Origin of the sequence: Oricola thermophila (assembly GCF_013358405.1) — a bacterium.
In the GTDB taxonomy this organism is placed as follows: Bacteria; Pseudomonadota; Alphaproteobacteria; order Rhizobiales; family Rhizobiaceae; genus Oricola; species Oricola thermophila.
Genome location: NZ_CP054836.1, coordinates 547,352 through 568,159 on the forward strand (window position 1 = coordinate 547,352; position 20,808 = coordinate 568,159).

A 20,808-nucleotide genomic window follows, 5' to 3' on the forward strand; every position below is an offset into this window, starting at 1 on the left:
GGGACAACTCTAAGCAGTAACCGCCGGGCTTGTCAGCACCGAACCGCATTCACACCGCAATCGCGCCGGCTCCCGCCGCCGGCACGGCGGGGCGTGAAGGACATCGTTTCAGGCGACGTCGCGGATCGTGTCCCCGGCTTCCGCTTCGAGGCGGAAGGCAGCAATGCGTTCGGAAAGGGCACGGGCATCGTTCAGGAGTTCGTCCGTCGCGGAGTTGGTCTCGTCCGCCATGGCCGCATTCTGCTGGGTGTCGCGATCCAGATGGCTCACGGTCGTGCTGATCTCTCGCAAGCCGTCCGCCTGCTCGGTTCCGGCGATTGCAAGCGCCTCCATCTGGTCGGCGATCTCGTCGATGCGCTCCGTTACCCGGGCGATCGTCTCAACCGTTTTCGAAACCAGACCGACACCGGCGCGGACTTCCTCGCCGGATCGTCCGATCAGCTCCTTGATCTCCTTTGCGGCGTCGGCCGACCGGGTCGCGAGTTCGCGAACCTCCTGTGCAACCACCGCGAACCCGTGGCCCGCCTCGCCCGCGCGCGCCGCTTCGACGCCCGCATTCAGGGCAAGCAGGTTGGTCTGAAAGGCGATCTCGTCGATCACGCCGATGATCTGGCCTATCTGGGTTGCCTGCTGCTCTATGCGGTTCATGGCGGCTGCGGCATCCGAAGCGGTGGCGCTGGCGTCCGCACTGTCACGGCGGGCCTCGCCGGCAAGCTGGTCGGTTGTCGTCATGCGTTCGGAACTGGCGGTCACGGTCGCCGAAATCTGCCCGATCGCGGACGCTGCCTCCTCGATCGCCGCCGCCTGGCTTTCCGTGCGTCGCGAGAGCCTGTCGGCGGCGGAATGCAGCTGCGTGCTCCGGTGGTCTATAGACCGGGCATTGTCGCGAATGTGAATCAGCGTTTCGCGCATGCGCTCCATGGAAGCGTTCAGGTTCAGCCGGAGCCGATCGAGCTCGCCGGCAAGCGGCGTGTCTATCGTCGCAGTGAGATCGCCGCCGGCGAGCCTGTCGAGGCTGGAACCGATCGCCTCGACCGCGGCTTCCAGCTCGCTTTGAGCAATCGCCTTCTGGCGGTCGGCCTTCTCCCGCTCCATGGCCGCTGCCTCGCGGGCCCGTTCGCTCTCCTGCTCGACACGGATCTTGTCGATCGCATTGTTCCGGAACACGGCGAGCGCGCGTGCCATCTCTCCGATCTCGTCGCCGCGGTCCTCGCCTTCGACATCTGTCGAAAGGTTTCCGGAAGCAACGTCGCTCATGGCAATTGTCAGGCGGCGAATGGGACCCTTCAGGGCCGCGATCAGGAGCAGGGATGCGAGGGCGCCGAACAGCGTGAAGAAGACGGCGCTGACAATCGAAAGGGCGCGAGCTTCATTCTGCACCTCAGCTGCTCCGCTGCTCTGGCTCCCGGCGAAGGAGACGATATTTGCCCAGGCCTGGTCGATTCTGGCGGCGGCATCGGCGAATGCGGCCTGGCGCGCCTTGAATGCGTTCACGAGGCCACCGGTATTCTCGTGCAGCGCGGAAAGCAGCGGACGAATTTTCTCGATTGGCGCAAGCGTGCCGACGCCATCTCCCACGGAACTGACATATCGGCCGAGGGAGCTGTCGAGGAGATTGAGCTTGATGACCAGCTCGTCCCTGGCCTCCGGGGTCTTGTCGCCAAGCAGTCTCATCGCGGTGACCTGCACGGCATTGATGTTGTCGAAGATGCTCTGCGCGCTCTTTGCGACAAGTTCCGCGAACTTGACCGAATTTTCGAACTCGGCGAAGCGGGCTGTCGCCTTGCGCGCGAATTCCAACGCAATGCCGCGAAGTTGTGTCCCGCCATGCTGCAAGTCATTCGCGTGGCGCTGGATCTGCACGACGACCGCATCGTTGGCCACGCGGCTCTTGCCCAGCTCGATGATCGCTGCAAGATTTTCGGTTATCGTTTCCTTCAGCGCCTGCCTGTCTTCCGGTATGGCGGACTGAAGGCTTTCCAGGGCCTTTTCATAGTCGCCGCTGCGTTGCCCGACGAGGTCCAGCATCGCCCGCGGACCATCCACCATGTTCAGTTCGCTGGCATATCCGGTGATCAGCTCAGCGCCCTCGAACAGATCGTTGGCGGTGAGCAAAAGCGTTCTGGCCTGCTTTTCGATCTTCTTGGTCTCGCGCTGAACGCGGACCGTGTTGCTCACGAGAAGGAGGCGGGCTCCGATCATCTGCGCCACGTCATTCTCGATCGACTCGCTGAGCTGGCGTTCCGTTTCGTGGATGTTCCAAAGTTCCGAGGTCTGCGCCTGCAACTCCGTCACCGTCTTGCGGGCCGCTTCCAGCGCGGTCCGCTCGGCATCGGTGCTGGCGAACCGCATGCTGTCGGTCAGGCGCGCGATCTGGTTCTCGAGACGTTTCATGACAACGTCGCGACGTTCTTCGGTCGCCGTCGCGAGAAAAGCGTTCATTTCAGAATAGGCGCTCTTGAATCCGGAGAGCGATACGATGCTTGCGCTGGTTCCCCCCAACCCCCGGCTGAGCATCGCGCCCGAATACTGGTTTATCAGGGCCAGACTGATAATTCCGCCGATCAGCGGGACAATGAACACAAGGACCTTTGACTGTATGGAGAGACGGGCAATCAGTTTCCGGAAAGGCATTGCGGAACTCGCATGGAGACATTCAGAAGGGGGGACATCGTGTCGGCGGCCCGTGCCGGGGCCCGTTCTGTCACCGTCATGGTGACTGCGACGCTGGCCTCAAGGATCGGCCGGCGAGCTGACGCTGGTCCTACCTTGGGAGAGAATTCTCAAGAATGCGTGAATTTCAGGGGCTCAGGAGCCGGCATACAGCAACTTTTCCAGCGCCAATGCCATCACCTGCGCCGACTGGACCATGTCCTCGATGCCGACCCATTCGTCGGGGCGGTGGGCAAGATCCAGAACGCCGGGGCCGTAGGCGACGCAGTCGTATAGATGACCAAGGCGCGCTATGTGCTTCTGGTCATAGGTGCCGGGCGAGATGACGTAGTCAGGCTCACGATCGAAAATCTGCCGAATGCCATGGGCGACGGCGCTCGCAACCGGCGCGTCCTTTTCGGTCATCAGCGGCATCACCTCCATGATGTCACGTATCTCGTAGTCGAAATTCGGCCGCTGCGCCTTCAGGTCGTCGAGGATCCCGACAACCTCGCCCTTGACGTCGGCTATTGCCTCCTCGAGCAGGAACCGGCGGTCGATCGTGAGCTTGCAGGAGTCCGGCACGTTGGGCGAGGGCAGGCCGGTAAAGTCGTCTGCCTGGCCGCCGCGTACGGAATTGATGTTCATGGTGGAACGGCGCGCTCCTTCCGGAACGACAGGCATGCGGGTCTGCCTGCGGTCGAGGGCCGGGAACAGCTTCTCCTCGAAAGCCGCGAGAAGGGCGCCCATGTGGCGTATCGCGCAATCGCCGAGGAACGGCATCGAGCCATGGGCGATCTCGCCCTTGGTCTCGATTTCCGCCCACCAGACGCCGCGATGGCCGAGGCAGACGCGATCCTTGTTGAGTGGTTCGGGAATGATGACGTGATCGACGCGGGGGTGCGAGAAGTATCCTTTTGCCGCTAGGTAGGCGACGCCTCCGAAACCTCCTGATTCCTCGTCTACCGTGCCGGAAATCTCGATCGCGCCGGGATGGTCCGGATATGCTTCGATGAAGGTCTCGACCGCGATGATGGACGCGGCGAGGCCGCCCTTCATGTCGCAGGCGCCGCGACCGTAGACCCGTCCGTCGCGAATCACTCCCTCGAACGGGTCCATGGTCCAGCCTTCTCCGGGCTCAACGACGTCAATATGCGAGTTGAAATGCACGCAGGAACCGGGGGAGGTGCCTTCCCGACGTGCGACGACATTGATGCGCGGATAGCGGTCGGTATCGCCCGGCTCACCTTCGCCGCGGACATACTCGACCGCAAAACCGGACTTCTTCAACCGTTCGCCGATGAATGCCGCGCAGGGACCGTAGGCGTCTCCGGGTGGATTGACCGTGGGGAACCGGACGAGGTCGCGCGTCAGTTCGGCAAGGTCTCTCCTGCGAGCGGCAATCGATTCCAGCATCCGGTCCATCCGGTCATTGAGGACCAAAACGCTCCCTGCCGCAAGATGTGTCCGTCGTCACGGGCTTACTCAACCCAGTGTTGCAAATCCGCATCAATGTGAAGAACATCACACTGCGAATGCAACCCCGGGTTTATCCGCGGTAGGTGCAGTGCTATATGGGCGCGGGGCATCAAGGACATCGTTGGTTGTTTACTTGGCAGTGGAAGTCTTCCCTGCCTACCGAGGAGGTCGATCTTGAAAGCCCACCTTGTCGTTGCGATAATAGCTGCTTCCGCCGTTCCGGCATATGCAACTGATCAAGTTGCGAATATTGATAATTCGTCCGCCATTACATGTTCCGGCCATGTTGAAGCGTATTACGGCGAACTGGCCGTGGACGATGGTATCGGTCGCGCCGAGGCCAAGTCCCATGGCGGCGATATACGCGCGAATTGCAATTTCCATCAGAGATGGAATGCGCAGGGCGATCTGTTTGTGGATGCCGTAAGCCCTCCCGCCATGTCGGCCATCAAGAATTACGGGGCCGCAGTGCATGTCTACTGGCGGGATCCGTCGACTTTCGCCGCCGGCGGGTTTGCAAGGATCGAACGTTTCGACGAGGTCGGGCCGTTCGATGATAACCCGAGGTATAGTTTCGGCCTGGAGGGGCAGGCCTATCTCGACAGGGTCACGCTCTATGGTCAAGCCTATACAGGTCGACAGTCGTTCGGCGCTACGGCCCTCGATATGGATTTCTGGGGCGTGCGCGGAATGGCACGCTATTTCGCAACCGATAACCTGCGTTTCGAGGGAGAGGTCGGCTACCGGGACATGGGCAATTCGTTCGGTCGGCTGAATACGGTGACGTACGGAGCCGAGGTTGCATACAGGTTCGAAAACACGCCGGTCTCGCTGTTCGGGCGTTATCAATTCGATCACATGACGGATGATCTCGGTATCGAACTCGATACACACAAATATGCTGTGGGTCTGCGTTTGAGTTTCGGCTCGCGGACGCTCCTCGAGGAAGACCGCCATGGCGCCACCATGGATACGCCGCGGATGAACAACTTCATGTACTGATCACAACGGCCGGTTCCGGCATTGGATTGATCGGATGGCCGCGGGGCTTGGCCCGCGGCCTTTTCATTCGCGAAACTCGTCATCTTGGCGGTAGCCGCCGGTTTGCCGTGCGCCGGGTTGTCGGTGTGCGATGCCTCACATCACGCGTGGTAACAACTCGTTACGTTCGGTGTGACAATCTTGTCCCAGGGGCAAGGCGAGATGCCGTCATCATGAACGACGGACGGTCTCGAAGCAGAGGAGTAGCCGGAATGAAACGCGTGTTTGCAACAATCGTTCTCGCGGCGACGGTATTCGTTTCCGGGGCGACGACAAGCCTGGCTAACCGGCTGGTCGCCCATGTGGACATTTCGAGCCAGACCATGACCGTCAAGAAGGACGGCAGGGTGCTGTACAACTGGAAGGTTTCGACGGCGCGCCCGGGATACCGCACGCCAACGGGCCAGTGGAAACCGACGCGAATGCACGAGATGTGGCACTCGCGAAAGTATGACATGTCGCCGATGCCGTATTCGATCTTCTTCTATGGTGGCTACGCCATCCATGGCACGAACTCGGTGAGCAAGCTTGGCAGGCCTGCCTCGCATGGGTGCATTCGCCTGCGTACGGAAAACGCGCGCAAGCTCTACAACCTGACGCGGAAGATCGGTCCGCGGAACATGAAGGTGGTGATCACCAACTGATACCCGGAATTCCGGGCGCGGCAGACTTGCGTCGCGTCCGGTGTCCGTCTGGTGCCGGCGGGCACGTTACGGTTTGCCGATATCCCAGCGGCGGTGGAACCACATCCATTGGTCGGGGTATTCGCGTACCCAGCGCTCCACGATGTCGTTGAGCATTTGCGCGGAGGCGGCGATATCTATCTCGCCGTCATCGGTGCGGGGCAGTTCGATAGCCTCTTCCAGTTCGAGACGGAACCGGCCGCCGGGAAGCCGGACGCAACGTGCGGGGTGAACCGGTCGTTCGAACTGTCGCGCGAGCTTCGGCAGCAGCGGATTGGTCTTCACCGGCCGTCCGAAGAAGGTGCCGAGCATGCCGCGATGAAACTTCTGGTCGACCAGCACGCCGACCGACCCTCCGTCTTCAAGCGCCTTGGCGAGGCCCCAGGCTGCTCCGGCCTTGGAGGGTACCAGGTGCCCCATGGCCGTGCGGCGCGCGGAAAGAAGGCGCTTGGCGATGTATGGGTTGTTGGGTGGACGGAAGAGGGCGGTCACGTTCAGGCCGAATGTTGCGGCGCAGACCGGCAGCAACTCGAAATTTCCGGTATGGGCAGTGAAGAATATGCAGGACGCGTTTTCGGCCTGCAGGCGGCGGAAGATGTCCTCGCCCTTCACCTCGATCAAGCCCGGCTCGTCGGCGTCGGGGTCGAAATCGAACAGTTGCTCGAGGTAGACATACTCGGCACCGAGGCGGAACATGTTGCGCCACATTTGCCGCGCGATCTGCTGGCGTTCCTCCTCGTTCTTTTCGGGAAAGGCGGCGCGCAGATTGTCGAGTGCGATCCGGTGGCGCGAGGAAAACGGGCCAAGCGCTTGTCCGAGCGCGGCGGCGAGTTCGATGGCGGTGCGTGCAGGCAGGAGTCGAGCCAGTGCGAGCAGGGAGAACGTCAGCTGCGCGACCAGCCACAGGCGCAGCCGGGACGTGTGCTTAAGCAGGCGCAGTATCGGCTGGGGCATGACGCGTTCCGTCAACCTACGTTGAGGATGATCTTGCCGAACACGTCGCGGGTTTCCATGCGCTCCAGTGCCTTGTCGATACCGTCGAAATCGACCTCGGTGTCGACCACCGGGCGGACGAGGCCACGTGCCATTTTCTGCATCGCATCGGCCATGTTCTCCATCCGGCAACCGAAGGAGCCAATGATGCGGAACTGTTGCTGGAACAGCATCATCAGGTTCATGTTGGTGGAAACGCCCGATGTCGAGCCGCAGGTGACGAGGCGGCCGCCGCGCTTCAGAGACAGCATCGATCCTGCCCAGGTGTCGGCACCGACATGCTCGAAAACGACGTCAACGCCCTTCTTCTTCGTAAGCTTGCGGACCACTCCCTCGAAGCGGTCCTCACGGTAATTTATTACATGATCGGCGCCCAGTGCCTTCGCGGGTTCGATCTTGGCATCCGAGCCGACCGTGGTGATGACCGTGCAGCCCATCTTCTTGGCCAACTGGATGGCTGCTGAGCCGATTCCCGATCCGCCCGCGTGAACGAGTACCGTCTCGCCGGGCTGGAGCGCGGCATTGTCGAAAAGCATGTGCTCGACGGTGCCGAAGGTGATCGGGGCGAGCGCGGCGCCGGTGGCGTCGACGCCCGGAGGGGCCGGTATGAGGTTGCGCGCCGGCAGGTTGATCAGCTCCTGGGCGAAGCCGTCGAGGTGAAACCCGTGCACGCCTGCGACGTTCTCGCACAGATTGTCTCGGCCCTCGGAGCAGGGGCCGCAAAGGCCACATGTCTGCGCGCCGAATATGGAGACGAGCTGGCCGGGATTGATGCCGGCAACGCCGGGGCCCACAGCCTCGACATGGCCGGCGGCTTCAGCGCCGATGACGAGCGGCATCTTGCGCTTCGCGAAGGCCATGCCGCGCCAGCCCCACACGTCGATGTGATTGAGCGCGACCTTGGCGATGCGCACTGTTACCTCGCCATGGCCTGGAGGAGGAGGGGCAGGCAGATCCACCTCAACGAGTTTGCGGTCTTCCACGAGCTGCAGCGCGCGCATGGCTCTTCCTTCTCGAAATCCGGTTGGTAGGTGGCCTTAAGCGGGTTCCGCCGCGATGACAAGGCAGGTGTTCTGGCCGCCGAAACCGAAGGAGTTGGACAGCACGCGCCTTACATCGGCATTGCGGGCCACGTTGGGCACGACATCGAGTTCGATCGCGGGATCCGGATTGACGTGGTTTATGGTCGGGGGCAGGGTGCCTTCGCGGATAGAAAGGAGCGAGAACACTGCCTCGATGGCCCCTGCCGCAGTCAGCGTGTGGCCGATCATCGACTTGTTGGAAGAGATGGGAACGGAGGCCATTCGCTCGCCGAATACGGTGGACAACGACAGGTATTCCATCTTGTCGTTCTCCGGCGTCGAGGTGCCGTGGGCGTTGACATAGTCGATGTCTTCCGTCGACAGCCCTGCATCGTCGAGCGCGGCGCGTACGGCGGCGATGGCCGGCGATCCGTCCGGCTTGGAACGGGTGCGGTGGAAGTCGTCCGCGCGTTCGCCGCAACCCTCGAGAATGCCGAGAATGGTGGCGCCGCGCGCCTTCGCGCTTTCCAGCGATTCCAGCACCAGGGCGCCCGCGCCCTCGGCCATGACGAAGCCGTCACGGTCCTTCGAGAAGGGCTTCGACGCCTTCTCCGGTTCGTCGTTCTGGGTCGACAGGGCCGACAGCAGCGAGAAGCGGACCAGCGCCTCGGCGGTGACCGAACCGTCGGTGCCCACCGAGATCACCCGGTCAGCCTCGCCGCGGCGGATGGCCTCGACGCCGAGCTGGATCGCGGTGGCGCCGGAAGCGCAGGCGGTCGACAGCGTGACGGGCAGCCCGCGCGTGCCGATCCGCTCCTGGAGCTTCTGGCCGACGGTGCCGAATTGTGTCGCACGGAAGAAATCGGGATTGTCCCGGCTTCGCGCGGCACGAAGCAGGCGGTCGTACCCCGCCTTTCCGTCGTCGCTTGCACGTGCGGCCGCGTCGAGTTCCAGGCGCTGCCACCATTCGAGTTCCACAGGCGGAGCGGCAAGGAAAAGCGGGCCGCCGAAGTCGTTCCCGGGCAAGCCGGCCTCGCCGATCGCCTCCAGCGCGGCAGCCTCCGCCAGCGCGTAGGTCAGGGCAGCGGACCCGGCCTCGACCGGCGTCATGAAGTCCACGGTGCCGGCGATGGTGGTGCGAAGGTGCTCGGTCGGAAAGCGCGTGATCCGGTGAATGCCGGAACGGCCCGCCGTCAGCTTTTCCCAGTTTTCGTCCTTGCCGGCGCCCAGCGGGGAAACGACGCCCGCGCCGGTGATGGCTATAACCGGCCTTCCGGCATGATCGAGATAGCTCATGGTCATGCTCCTTCCGGTCTCGATATGACGGCCATGCCTTCGCCGGCATTGAAGCCAACGGTAAGCACGCCGATCGAGGAGGGCATGTCGGACACGGCCTCGAACGGGGAGCCGAGCGGAGGCAGCGCCTCGCCGCGGCCGAGCGACAGCGCGGCGACGGCCACCGCGAGCGGGAACTGCGCGTCGCGCATGTGGCCGAAGGCGCTGGTGATGCCGCGCACCGGGACGCCCGGGACACCCGCCTGGAGGAACGCCTTCTCGTCGGCCGTCCGCGCGTGACCGCCGGAAGCGGAGGAAACGACCATGCCGACATCCGCGAGGCCTGCTTCGCCGGCGAGCCTCTCAAGCCGCTTCCGGGTCTGTTCCGCGGCGACGGGCCCCTGGTCTGCAACGACCGGGCCGAGTTCGGCATGGATGGTCGCGCCGCGTCCTTCGGCATGTTCCCGGCTTTCCAGCACGAGGAATGCGCCGCCGGAGCCGCTGACGATGCCTCCGCCTTCCAGTGTCTCGCGATCCCACACCGGCGCCCAGCCTCCGCGCGACAGGTGATGGCCAAGCTCGTAGCCCAGCAGCATGTCCGGATGCTCGGTATTGTAGGCGCCACCCACCAGCGCATGGGTGCTCTGGCCGGAGCGGATGCGGGCCGCCGCCGTCTGGACCGCGGAGATGCCCGAACCTTCCTCGCCCATGAAGGTGCGTGACGATCCGGTCACCTTGTGGACAATGGAGATGTTTCCCGCCAGCAGGTTGGAAAGCTGGGCCAGGAAAAGAGTCGGGCGAAGTTCCGTCGTCAGCACCTCGTTGATCGCAATCCCCGGATCGACCGCGCCCTCGGCGACCCGCGACAGGATCATCGTGTCAACGTCGACGTCCCGCTCGCCGCCCGAGGCGGCGACGATCATGTCCATCGAGGCGCACAGGGCTTCGTCGCCCTTTATGCCGGCATCCTCGAGCGCGAGGCCGGCGGTATAGGTGCCGATGCGCTGCCAGGCTTCCATCTGGCGCTGATCGCCGCGACGCGCAATCTGCTGCGACCAGTCGACGTCGGCCAGCGGGTGAATGGTGTAGGGAGCGAAACGTTCGCTGTCGAGCACCGGGGCTTCAAATCCGAGCAGGGCGGACCAGTTCTCTTCCGCGCCTTCGCCGAGCGAGGACAGAATGCCGATTCCCGTTATGACGACGTCGTTTGGATTGGGCATCTAGGCAGTGCTTTTCCGTATTGGGGCCGGGCGTTCAGCCCTGCTTCGCCGCGACGAGACCGTCGATCTTGGCGCAGAGGTTCTTCAGCACGAAGTATTCCTCGGTTGCCACCTTGCCGTCGTTGACGTCCTGCGTCCACTGCTCGAGCGGGATCTTGATGCCGAATTCCTTGTCGATCGCGAAAACGATGTCGAGAAAATCGAGGCTGTCGATGCCGAGATCGTCGATCGTGTGGCTTTCCGGGGTGATCGACTCGCGCTCGATTTCGCTCGTTTCCGCGATGATGTCGGCGACTTTTTCGAATGTGGTTGCCACGCTTCAGTCCTTCGTATGCTCGTGCATCACCAGGCGGACCGATGATGCATCAAATCAAACATTCAGTGTCTTGCGCGCTCTCTAGCGTGTTTGTACGCCAAGGGAAAGGCCGTTGTCTTTCCCGTCTGCGCAACCGTTGCGTGTGAAAAGCGGGGATGCACGGCAGGGAATGCCGCGAGACACTCGGCAAGGACGCAGGACAGGAGCCACGCATGGAAGAATGGGGAGAACTGGCATCCGGCGAAACGGTCGAGCGGGTGACGATATCGGGGGGCGGGCTGACCGCGAAAATCATAACGCGCGGCGCCGCGATACAGGACCTGAGGCTGGAGGGGCATGACGCGCCGCTGGTTCTCGGGTTCGAGAGACTGAGGGATTACGAGTTCCATTCGCCCTATTTCGGCGCGACCGTGGGACGTTTCGCCAATCGCATCGCGGGCGGGCATTTCGTCCTGAACGGGGTCGGCTACCACGTCGACAAGAACGATCACGGGCATTGCCTTCATGGCGGCCGGAAAGGCTTTTCGGAGCGGCTGTGGACCATCGAGGATGCCGGGGAGAGCCACGTCGTCATGCGGATCGAAAGCGCGGACGGCGACATGGGGTTCCCCGGCCACCTCATCGCGCGCTGCCGGTACGAGGTGGCGGACCGGGGGGAGCTGCGTGTCATCCTTACCGCGGAAGCCGATGCCCCGACCGTTTGTTCCATGGCGCATCACAGCTATTTCAACCTGGAGAACGGCGGAGCCGGTCCGGTCACCGGGCACGAGCTCATGATTGCGGCGGACAGCTATTTGCCGGTGGACAACACGTTGATCCCGGTCGGTCCGCCGCAGCCCGTTGCCGGGACAAAATTCGATTTCAGGGAGATGAAACCGATCACCGCATCCGATCCGGCGGCGGCCTACGACCACAATTTCTGCCTCGGCGGCAACGGGCGGGTACGCGAGGTCGCGCAGCTGTGGTCGCCGCGCACTTCGGTGTTGATGAAGGTGCTTACCACCGAGCCCGGCCTGCAATTGTTCACTGCGCCGGGCATGGCCATGACGGTGCCCGGACTGGGCGGACGACGCTACGGTCATCACGCCGGACTGTGCCTTGAAGCGCAGGCCTGGCCGGACGCTCCCAACCGTCCCGACTATCCGAGTGCGACCCTCAATCCGGGCGAGGTACAGGCGCAGCGCACGATCTACATCTTTTCGAAGGCCTGACCGGACAGGATGTCGCCCGGAAAACGCAGATCGGAGAATCCTTCCATCGGGACCAGCGCGCCGTGGTGGCGGATAACGCGACCGGCAACGGAATGGGCGAAAAGGGCGGCCTCCTGCGGCGTGCGCCCGGAAAGACGGGCAGCCAGGTAGGCACCGTTGAAGCTGTCGCCGGCGCCGGTGGTGTCCAGCGGTTCAACCGGCTGGGGCGGTGCGACCGGATGGGCCGCCATGCCGACGGCCACGAGGGCATCCTTGCCGCCGGACTTCACCACGATTTCTCCCGGGCCATGCTGGCGGATCCGTTCCACGGTATCGGCGGGGCTCTCGTCGTCGAACAGCGCCTGCTCGTCGTCGAACGTGGGCAGGACGATCGTCGCAGCGCGGTAGCCGGCGTTCACAGCCGCCCGGGCGGCGTCGCGATTGGGCCAGAGGCGGGGCCGGTAATTCGGGTCGAATGCGATTGCCGTGTCCGCTTCGCGGGCCTTTTCCACGATCGCCAGCATGGCGGATCGCGCATCTTCGTCGAGAATGGCGAGGGTAATGCCGGAGAAGTATACGAGGCCGGCATCGGACAGGCTGGCCGCCAGCGCATCCCGGTCGTCGGCGAGGCGGCGCGCGGCGGCATCGCTGCGCCAATAGGTGAAGGAACGTTCGCCCTTGTCGTCGAGCGAAACCGCATACAGGCCCGGCGCCTTGCCGGGGATGACGGGGCTGTGCGAGATGCCGATTCCGTTGCCGCTCAGAAACGCGATCTGTTCCTGCGAGAACGGGTCGTCTCCGAACGCGGTCACATAGTCGGTCGCAATGTCTTCCGGCAACAGGGCGCGCAGATACCAAAGGGTATTGAGGGTGTCGCCCGCAAATCCCTGTTTCCAGGTCGCGCCATCGCGTCCGGAAAGTTCGATCATGCATTCACCGATGGATGCGATTCGCGTCATGTCTGCTCCGAGGCTGCGGGTAGGTGGCCGACCCTGTCCGGGACAACCGACGTTTTGGAGGCGGGCATTTATCGGTTTTCCGCGTCGGGATTTCAACTGTCGTATGACTGTCATCTGTCGCGGTACAATAGGCTGTTCGGGAGAAGGGTACGGTCGGTCGGGCATGCAGGTGAGGGCGGTCATATTCGGTTGGGCTGGAACGCTGGTGGATTTCGGTGCGCTTGCGCCGGTTCTCTCGATGCAACAGGTCTTTGCCGAGGAGGGCGTTCCCGTGACTGCCAGGGACGTGCGCGCCCACATGGGGCTGGCCAGGCCCGATCACATACGCAGTCTCGCAACGAGGGAGAGCGTTGCGCGCGCCTGGGAAGACGCTCACGCCGGAACGATTTTCGGCGAGAGCGATGCGGAACGCATCCATGCGACCTACCGAGAGGTCAATCGCCGCATGGCCAGCGAGCGCGGGAAGCTGATCGACGGAGTTCTCATGACGTTCGGCTTTTTGCGTGCGCGGGGTGTGCTGATCGGTTCCACGACCGGCTATTCGCGCGACATCATGGAGCACGCTATTGCCGCCGCACGCGCCCAGGGCCTTGAAACCGATGTACTGGTCTGCGCCGACGACGTTCCCGAAGCGCGACCGTCGCCCTTGGCCATGTATCATGCCATGGTAACGCTCGGCGTCTATCCTGCATCAACGGTTGTCAAGGTCGACGATACCGTGCCCGGATTGATGGAAGGGAAGGCTGCCGGCTGCTGGACCGTCGGCATCAGCGAGACGGGGAACGAACTCGGACTCGATGAAAATGCGTTCAGGGTGCTGCCGGCGGGGGAAAGGCTGGAACTGGTGAATGCGGCAGCCAAGCGGCTGACGGATGCCGGAGCGGACTACGTGATCGGATCCGTCGCGGAGCTCCCGGCAATCATCGAGGATATCGAAGACCGACTTGTCGAAGGCGACCGGCCGGCAGTCACGGAGTACGCAGCGTACGCCGCCTGAGCAACGGATTTCCGGCAACTTCCGGTATGGCGGCATGGTCGTGCCGATAGAATCCGCTTTCCTTTTTCGCATGGTTGTCACAAGCAGGGCGTAGCAGGGGCAAACCTGTCGAGAACCGTGATTCGTCATCATGCGCTACGCCATCTATTTCACGCCGCCGCGCGATCATGAACTTGCCCGGGCCGCCTCGACCTGGCTTGGCCGCGACGCCTTTTCCGGTCTCAGCCTGCCACATGTCGAAGGGACGGGGCTGGCGCTCGGCGAGATTGCCTATTTCACCGCCGTGCCTCGGCGCTACGGCTTTCACGCCACGCTGAAGGCGCCGTTCAGGCTCGCGGATGGCGTGAGCGAGGACGAGCTTCTCTCGATGGCCGAACGCTTCAGCCGGGAAAGCGACCCGGTAATCGTGCCACGTGCGACGATATCCAGGCTGGGGGGATTCTTCGCGGTGGTTCCGGAGCAACCCAACACCGCGCTGAACGATTTTGCCGCCCGTGTTGTCGCGTTCTTCGACAAGATGCGCGCGCCGCTTACTGAAGCGGAGTTTCAACGGCGCAATCCGGAGATGCTAACGCGGTCTCAGCTTCGAAACCTGCAGAACTGGGGGTATCCCTACGTATTCGATGATTTCCGCTTTCACATGACCCTGACCGGCCATGTGGACCCGGCGGACCGGCCGCGAATCCGGTCGGCGCTTGAACGCCACTTCAATGCTGTGCTGGAAGGGCCGCTGGCGGTCGACCACCTGGCGGTGTTCGTGGAGCGTGAGCCGGGCGCACCGTTCGAGGTGCACTCGCTTTTCCCGATCGCATCCGGCAAGCGGCGGCGATCGGCCTGACCGCTACTGTCGACCGTATTTCCTGAGTATGCGCTCATAGTGAATGGCGCTGGGAGCGCCATCTTCGAGCGCATGTACGAATGCGTGGGTGTAGAAGAAGCAGGCCCTGTCGACGTCACCCTCCGCGGCAAACCGGTCTGCAGCCTCCCCGTAAAGACGGGCCAGTTCGGCGCGATCATTCGCGGCATGTGCCGCGCTCACCGCCTGTTCCGCTGCATTCGGCGAATGTTTCGCGTTCATCGGTGTGCGAGCCGGGTGGCGACCCATTGGTGAAACAGGTGCGTCGGGCCGTCCATCGCAGGCGAGAATCGACCGCCGTCGAAATGCACCGCATGCCTGCCTCGTTGCATGCCCTCGACAACGAAGATGTCCTCCTCGAATACCGTCTTCCAGAGCTTCGTGTTCCGCTCGCGCAGGGCCGCGTAATCCGGCGTCATCGCGCTCTGCGCATGGTAGTATATCCCGACATGCTCGACGGTGGTGTCCGGGCCGTCCGGCTGCAGCACGATCGCGAATGAGTGGTCACGATGAACGCCGAGCAGGACGTTCGGATAGAGCGCGATGTATTCCGCTGCCGTTTCCCATCTGTCGTCCAGACCCGGAGCGTCCGGAAAGGTTTCGCCGCAATCTCCCTGAAGCCTGCGATAGACCCTCGTTCCCTGCCCGGAAAAGAAGCCCGGCTCCTCGATATGGTAGTGGTCCTCGAGGCGCGAATAGCTGTTCAGGCCCGGATGAACCCAGGGAAGGTGATAGCTCTCGCAATAGTTCTCGACCGCGAGCTTCCAGTTCGTTGCCGCTTCCAGCGTGAAGCACGAGTCGGCACCGGAATGGAAAAGCGGCGTCTCGAACTCCTGCCAGCGACCGATGGCCTTGGCATGCGCTTCCTCGAAGGGCGGGGCCTCGCCGGAGATGTTGACGAACACGACGTCGCGCCAGACATGCGAGCGGACCTCGAACAGGCCAAGTTCGTCGCGGCGGATCGCATCGTGGATGTTGCGGCCGGGCCCGCCGACGTGCGGTGTTGCCTTCAGCGTGCCGTCGAGATCGTAGCACCAGGAATGATAGGGACAGCGTATGGCGCCGCGAATGCGGCCCGGTTCCCTGACAAGGATCATGCCGCGATGGCGGCAGATGTTCTGGAAGACGCGAATCTCGCCATCGCGTCCGCGGATAATCACAAGCGGCTGCCCGAGGAAGTCTATCGGCTTGGCGTCGCTGTTCTCCGGCACATCCCTGGCAAAGCCGATCCCGGTCCAGTTGTCGAAGAAGAGGCTTTGCTTTTCGGTTTCATACCAGTCCGGATCGACATAATGCCGGTTCGAAAGCCCGCGCGCTGCCTCCAGCGGTTCAAGGACGCATGACAGATCGTCATCCACCGGGCGCTGATCCATGCCGGTCTCCCCCTGCTAGCCGCGTTCGCGTGAAAAGCGATCTTGTTGAAGCAGGCCGGCTTTGCCCATGCCGAATTGAGAAATCGGCATGTCCAAACGCGACATCGAAGCGCGTCATAGTCGGGCGGTGCGCAATTGACGCAGAAACCCGTTTGCCATACTCCGAACCGCGCAAGTCCGTCTTGAATGCGCGAAGGCGCCAACCGTGTTCCATTTTCCGCTGAAATCGCTTGCCTGGGTCGGAGCCGGGTTGTGCATCATCCCGATCACCGCCGTAGGTGTGGCTGCTGTAGGGGGCACATTCGAGACATGGTCCGCGCTGTGGGACACGGTCCTGCCGCGCTATATATGGAACACAATACAGCTTTCCCTGATGGTTGCCATCGGCACCGCGGCAATCGGAACGGGGGCGGCCTGGCTCGTGACGATGTGCCGCTTTCCCGGCAGCCGGGTGCTGGAGATCGTGCTGGCGCTGCCGCTCGCCTTTCCCGCCTATGTGCTCGCCTATGCCTATACCGATCTGCTCGATCATCCCGGGGCGGTGCAGACGGCCCTGCGGGCTGTGACCGGCTGGGGACCGCGCGACTACTGGTTTCCCGAGATCCGCTCGCTTCCGGGCGCCGCCCTGATGCTGATTTTCGTGCTTTACCCCTACGTCTACCTTCTTGTCCGTGCCGCCTTTCTGCGCCAGTCGCCGACGGCCTACTTCGCGGCGCGCACGATGGGCCACGGGCCTTGGAGCGCCTTCTTCCGCGTGAGCCTTCCGGTGGCGCGGCCGGCAATCGCCGGGGGCACGATCCTGGCGCTCATGGAAACCATTGCCGATTACGGGACGGTGGCGCATTTCGGCGTGCAGACCTTCGCCACCGGTATCTACCAGGCATGGTTCTCGATGGGCGACCGGGCGGCCGCTTCCCAGCTTGCGTTCTGCCTGATGCTGACGGCACTCTTTCTCGTCGTGCTGGAGGCCCGGCAGCGCGGCGGGGCGAAACATCACCAGGCCGGCAACCGGATAGAGGCCATGACCGTGCACCGTCTTTCCGGCTGGCGGGCGATCGCGGCCATTTTCGCCTGTCTCGTTCCCGTGCTGGCCGGATTCGTCATCCCGATCGTCGTGCTCCTGGAAATGGCGATTTCGTCGGGCCAGAACCCGTTTGCGCCCCGCTATATCGGTTTCGTGCAGAACTCGCTCACCCTGGCGGCCATTGCGGCGGTGCTGACCGTGGTCGGCGCGGTGATCGTCGGCTACCGGGTGCGGCTGGCTCCGGGCAAGGCGGCGACGATCACCAAGACGCTGTCGGGCATCGGCTATGCGCTTCCCGGCTCGGTCATCGCCGTCGGGTTGCTGGTGCCGTTCGCCCGCCTGGACAATGCGGTGGACGCGTTCATGCGTGAGCATTTCGACATCTCGACCGGCCTCGTCTTCACCGGCTCGATCGCGCTTCTTGTCATGACCTATATCGTCCGCTTCATGGCCGCGGCCCTGTCCTCCTTCGACACGGGCATGAGCCAGATCAGGCCGAATGTCGATGCGGTGGCGCGAACGCTGGGCGCCACGACGCTTGTGATGCTTGTGAGGGTGCACCTCCCGCTCATGCGCGCCAGCCTCCTGACAGCCGTGCTAATTGTCTTTGTCGACACGATGAAGGAGTTGCCGGCAACGCTGATACTGCGACCGTTCAACTTCGACACGCTGGCCGTGCAGGCGCATCGCCTGGCATCGGACGAGCGGCTGGCCCAAGCCGCGGTGCCATCGCTTGTCATCGTCGCTTTCGGACTCTTGCCGGTGATATTGCTTTGCAGGACGATCGCGCGGACACAGCAGATGCGGGAGCCGCTTCAACCGCAAATTCCGCTGCCGATCGAGGCATGAAAAAGCCCGGCGTGAGCCGGGCTTCTCCTTCAGCCTCTGAGCGTGGCCCTACTTGAAACCGACCGCGTTGAAGATCGCCTGAGCTTCGGCCTGGAATTCGCCGAGTGCGGACAGGTTCAGGTCGTCGCGTTTGAATTCACCGAGCTTCGTGACCGAAGCAGACAGGCCGACATCTTCGACGACCGGGTATTCGTCATTTCCGGAAGCGAAATATTCCTGCGCCGAATCCGAGGCAAGATATTCCAGAAACTTGATGGCATTCTCGCGGTTGGGTGCATTGGCCAGGACGCCCGCCGCAGAAACGTTGACGTGGGTGCCGTTGCCGTCCTGATCGGGGAAAATCCAGCCAATGCCATCGGCATGATCGGAAAGACCTTCGACCTCGGTGCGCAGCGCCCGTGCGAAGTAATAGGAATTGGCGACCGCAATGTCGCACTCGCCGGAAACAAGGCCTCGCAATTGGTCTGTGTCACCGCCCTGCGGTTCGCGGGCGAGATTGGCCTTCAGACCTGCCGCCCACTCTTCGGCCGCTTCCGGCCCATATTCAGCAATACGTGAGGCCAACAAGGAGAGGTTGTAGATATTTGAACCGGAGCGGATGCAAATCTTCCCCTTGTATTTCGGGTCAGCGAGTTCTGCGTAAGTTTGAGGCGGCTCGTTCACGCGGTCCTTCGCATAGAAGATGAGCCGGGCGCGAGTCGAGAAGCCGAACCAGAGATTGTCCGGATGCTGCAGCTCCGCCGGAATGCGTTCTTCCAGGATTTCGCTTTCGACGGGGGTAAGCAGATCGGCGTCGGCAGCGCGCCAAATGCGCCCGGCATCGACGGTCAGCAGCACGTCGGCTGGGCTGTTGCGACCCTCTGCCTTGAGGCGCTCGATCAACTCGTCCGCATTGCCTTCGATGCGGTTGATGCGAATGCCTGTCAGTTCCTCAAAATCGGAATAGAGTTTCTCGTCGGTGTCGTAGTGTCGCGACGAGTAGAGATTGACCTCCTCCGCTGCAATCGCAGACCCGGCAAAGGCAGCAGATGTGGCGAGAAGGAGGGCGAAAATTGACAAGCGCGGTTTCATGAGACGCTCCCGTTGGGATAGTTTATTATGACAGTCATTGTCATGTTTGCTTGTGGCATTCGCCGTTTCCTGTCAAGAAGAAAGTTGACAAATCGGGTTCGGTTATCTGGAATGATTCCAAACAAGGCGCTATATAGGTGCCCTTAGGAGACGATTCGCCATGCGCCTGACCAAGCAGACCAACTACGCTTTTCGCATCCTGATGTACTGCGCCGCGAATGGCGGCGAACTCAGTCGGGTTGCGGATATTGCCAAGGCCTACACAGTCTCCGAGCCCTTCCTGTTCAAGATTCTGCAGCCTTTGACCGAGGGGGGGCTGCTTGAGACCGTGCGCGGTCGCAACGGTGGCATCCGGCTTGCCCGTCCTGCCGGGGAGATAACGCTGCTTGACGTTATCCGTCTAACCGAGGACAACTTCTCCATGGCGGAGTGCTTCAACGAGGATGTCTCCGGCTGCCCGTTGGTCGACATGTGCAGGTTGTCGGCTGCGTTGCGCGAGGCGCTCAATGCGTTCTTCGCTGTGATGGCCAAATATACGATTGCCGATCTGGCGCGTCCGCATGGCGACATTGGCGTGCTTCTCGGCCTCGATTCTGACGGGACGGCCGCCGTCGCCGTCTAACGGTTACTGACGCTCCCTGCCAGCCTGACTACCGAAACCCCGAACCGGCGATCCCGTCGGAGCGAGGTTTTTCGTGACACCTGCAAAATCTTGCCGGTATGCTCGCTGCGAGCGGATATCGGTGTCGAGTAGTAGTGCAGGGGTATGTCGTCATGGGTGGCATTTCGAAAAATCCGAAGCCGCAACAGGCGGGTAGAGGGAAATTCTTGGAAGCCGATTCTTGTGCTGCGTATTTCCCCATGTTCGTGCGTGCCATTGCAGGAGCGTTTGTCATCTCGCTGGCAGCCGCGGGGCAGGCATTGGCGACAATAGACAACTTGGCGATGGCAAGCGGCAAATATGGTGAAAATCTGGTCCAATCCGAGGCCGCTTTCTTGGAACTTCCGGTAGAACCGGCAAGCGGTGCGCTGTCGGTAGCGTTGGAAGCCGCGCTCGACGTGACCGGAGGCATGGATCCGCAAAATGCAGATGGCGGAGACCAGGTGAAGATTGCGGCCACTGTGAGCAATACCGGGAATATCGCGTTGAGCGATGTGCGGCCCGCAGATTTCGTTGTCATGGTCGGCGGAGTCCGGAGCACCGTTAGTAGTCTCGCTATCATCGAACCGGAAGTACTGGCAGAGATCGGACCCGGCGCGTCCGGCGAGTTCGCCATCACATACGTGCTGAGCGACGAGGATGTGTACCGCGCTGCCGGTACGGAAGATGGACTGGTGGTCCGGGGTTCGGCGACTGCGAGGTGGGCTGTCGGTGAGATCGCGGCCGAATTGGCCGAATATCGGGTACAAGTTCCGGCCAATCCGCGGTTGACGATAGCGAAGGGCGCGGCGATTGCGAAGGCCGAGGGCAATCGCGGCGCCGGTCTCGAGGCCGGCGATATCGTCACCTACACCTACACGGTGACGAATTCCGGCAATGTCGCGATCAGCGACATAACGATCACCGACGAGCATGAAGGCGTCCTGCTGAACTCGGCGGAAGCGGCGAGCATCGACGAGGGGCCGTTTGCGGAGACCGAGAGCGTCGCCGATCCGCTTGGCGTCAGCGCGGACGAGAGCGGCCCGAACGGCGTTTGGGACCTGCTCGGGGCCGGCGGAGCGGTGACGTTCACCTACCGACACACCGTCACCCAGGCGGAATTCGAGGCGCAGTAGAGGTCATGGCAGGAGGCAAGCCATGCCGGCCC

General features: G+C 62.7%; 19 protein-coding genes. 8 read left to right on the top strand and 11 right to left on the bottom strand.

Going from position 1 to position 20,808, the window contains the following annotated elements; translation table 11 throughout:
* Positions 1 to 108 precede the first annotated feature (108 nt).
* Both HTY61_RS02510 and HTY61_RS02515 read right to left on the bottom strand, forming a co-directional pair.
* Positions 109 to 2,442, bottom strand: a complete 2,334-nt coding sequence (locus tag HTY61_RS02510; protein ID WP_210268622.1) for a methyl-accepting chemotaxis protein — start codon at positions 2,440 to 2,442, stop codon at positions 109 to 111.
* 366 nt (positions 2,443 to 2,808) lie between these two features.
* Positions 2,809 to 4,068 carry an acetylornithine deacetylase/succinyl-diaminopimelate desuccinylase family protein gene (locus HTY61_RS02515; RefSeq protein WP_428978272.1) on the bottom strand — a complete coding sequence of 420 codons (1,260 nt, stop codon included), beginning with the start codon at positions 4,066 to 4,068 and terminating at the stop codon, positions 2,809 to 2,811.
* A gap of 237 nt (positions 4,069 to 4,305) precedes the next feature.
* Here HTY61_RS02515 and HTY61_RS02520 point away from each other — a divergent pair, with 237 nt between their 5' ends.
* Entirely contained in the window at positions 4,306 to 5,133 is an 828-nt protein-coding gene (locus HTY61_RS02520; protein WP_175275314.1) for a hypothetical protein, read from the top strand.
* Positions 5,134 to 5,384: 251 nt separating this feature from the next.
* Entirely contained in the window at positions 5,385 to 5,816 is a 432-nt protein-coding gene (locus HTY61_RS02525) for a L,D-transpeptidase (protein ID WP_175275315.1), read from the top strand.
* Positions 5,817 to 5,882: 66 nt separating this feature from the next.
* On the opposite strand, the gene HTY61_RS02530 is transcribed toward HTY61_RS02525, so the two are convergent.
* Genes HTY61_RS02530 through HTY61_RS02550 form a run of 5 tightly spaced genes read right to left on the bottom strand, consistent with a single transcriptional unit; the run spans position 5,883 to position 10,681 of the window.
* On the bottom strand, positions 5,883 to 6,809 hold the full coding sequence (locus HTY61_RS02530; RefSeq protein ID WP_175275316.1) for a lipid A biosynthesis lauroyl acyltransferase: 927 nt from the start codon (positions 6,807 to 6,809) through the stop codon (positions 5,883 to 5,885).
* A gap of 11 nt (positions 6,810 to 6,820) precedes the next feature.
* Positions 6,821 to 7,849, bottom strand: a complete 1,029-nt coding sequence (locus HTY61_RS02535) for a zinc-binding dehydrogenase (protein WP_175275317.1) — start codon at positions 7,847 to 7,849, stop codon at positions 6,821 to 6,823.
* A 36-nt stretch (positions 7,850 to 7,885) separates the two neighbouring features.
* Positions 7,886 to 9,166, bottom strand: a complete 1,281-nt coding sequence (locus tag HTY61_RS02540; protein ID WP_428978273.1) for a beta-ketoacyl-ACP synthase — start codon at positions 9,164 to 9,166, stop codon at positions 7,886 to 7,888.
* 2 nt (positions 9,167 to 9,168) lie between these two features.
* The gene (locus tag HTY61_RS02545) at positions 9,169 to 10,365 is read right to left on the bottom strand and encodes a beta-ketoacyl-ACP synthase (RefSeq protein WP_175275319.1); all 1,197 of its coding nucleotides are present in this window, start codon (positions 10,363 to 10,365) and stop codon (positions 9,169 to 9,171) included.
* 34 nt (positions 10,366 to 10,399) lie between these two features.
* Positions 10,400 to 10,681 carry an acyl carrier protein gene (locus tag HTY61_RS02550; protein WP_175275320.1) on the bottom strand — a complete coding sequence of 94 codons (282 nt, stop codon included), beginning with the start codon at positions 10,679 to 10,681 and terminating at the stop codon, positions 10,400 to 10,402.
* Positions 10,682 to 10,893: 212 nt separating this feature from the next.
* Between HTY61_RS02550 and HTY61_RS02555 the strand changes: the two genes are divergently transcribed.
* Positions 10,894 to 11,892 (top strand): aldose epimerase family protein, encoded by a 999-nt coding sequence (locus tag HTY61_RS02555; protein ID WP_175275321.1) that lies wholly within the window; start codon positions 10,894 to 10,896, stop codon positions 11,890 to 11,892.
* On the opposite strand, the gene HTY61_RS02560 is transcribed toward HTY61_RS02555, so the two are convergent.
* Positions 11,871 to 12,830, bottom strand: coding sequence for a sugar kinase (locus HTY61_RS02560; protein WP_175275322.1), 960 nt, complete (start codon positions 12,828 to 12,830; stop codon positions 11,871 to 11,873). The two genes, HTY61_RS02555 and HTY61_RS02560, sit on opposite strands and share 22 nt — an antisense overlap.
* A gap of 163 nt (positions 12,831 to 12,993) precedes the next feature.
* On the opposite strand from HTY61_RS02560, the gene phnX reads away from it, so the two are divergent.
* Both phnX and HTY61_RS02570 read left to right on the top strand, forming a co-directional pair.
* Entirely contained in the window at positions 12,994 to 13,827 is an 834-nt protein-coding gene (gene phnX / locus HTY61_RS02565; RefSeq protein WP_175275323.1) for a phosphonoacetaldehyde hydrolase, read from the top strand.
* A 130-nt stretch (positions 13,828 to 13,957) separates the two neighbouring features.
* Complete coding sequence (locus tag HTY61_RS02570; protein WP_175275324.1) at positions 13,958 to 14,665, top strand: DUF1045 domain-containing protein; 708 nt, start codon at positions 13,958 to 13,960, stop codon at positions 14,663 to 14,665.
* A gap of 3 nt (positions 14,666 to 14,668) precedes the next feature.
* On the opposite strand, the gene HTY61_RS02575 is transcribed toward HTY61_RS02570, so the two are convergent.
* Positions 14,669 to 14,866, bottom strand: a complete 198-nt coding sequence (locus HTY61_RS02575) for a hypothetical protein (RefSeq protein ID WP_197945355.1) — start codon at positions 14,864 to 14,866, stop codon at positions 14,669 to 14,671.
* A gap of 35 nt (positions 14,867 to 14,901) precedes the next feature.
* A complete protein-coding gene (locus HTY61_RS02580; RefSeq protein ID WP_175275326.1) occupies positions 14,902 to 16,056 on the bottom strand; it encodes an aromatic ring-hydroxylating oxygenase subunit alpha in 1,155 nt (384 codons plus the stop codon).
* Positions 16,057 to 16,261: 205 nt separating this feature from the next.
* On the opposite strand from HTY61_RS02580, the gene HTY61_RS02585 reads away from it, so the two are divergent.
* On the top strand, positions 16,262 to 17,929 hold the full coding sequence (locus HTY61_RS02585; protein WP_175275327.1) for an ABC transporter permease: 1,668 nt from the start codon (positions 16,262 to 16,264) through the stop codon (positions 17,927 to 17,929).
* Positions 17,930 to 17,977: 48 nt separating this feature from the next.
* Here the strand turns inward: HTY61_RS02585 and HTY61_RS02590 are convergent, their stop codons facing one another.
* Positions 17,978 to 19,000, bottom strand: a complete 1,023-nt coding sequence (locus HTY61_RS02590) for a Fe(3+) ABC transporter substrate-binding protein (RefSeq protein ID WP_175275328.1) — start codon at positions 18,998 to 19,000, stop codon at positions 17,978 to 17,980.
* Positions 19,001 to 19,160: 160 nt separating this feature from the next.
* Between HTY61_RS02590 and rirA the strand changes: the two genes are divergently transcribed.
* Both rirA and HTY61_RS02600 read left to right on the top strand, forming a co-directional pair.
* Positions 19,161 to 19,622, top strand: a complete 462-nt coding sequence (rirA, locus tag HTY61_RS02595; protein ID WP_175275329.1) for an iron-responsive transcriptional regulator RirA — start codon at positions 19,161 to 19,163, stop codon at positions 19,620 to 19,622.
* A 374-nt stretch (positions 19,623 to 19,996) separates the two neighbouring features.
* The gene (locus HTY61_RS02600; protein WP_175275330.1) at positions 19,997 to 20,776 is read left to right on the top strand and encodes a DUF7507 domain-containing protein; all 780 of its coding nucleotides are present in this window, start codon (positions 19,997 to 19,999) and stop codon (positions 20,774 to 20,776) included.
* Positions 20,777 to 20,808 lie beyond the last annotated feature (32 nt).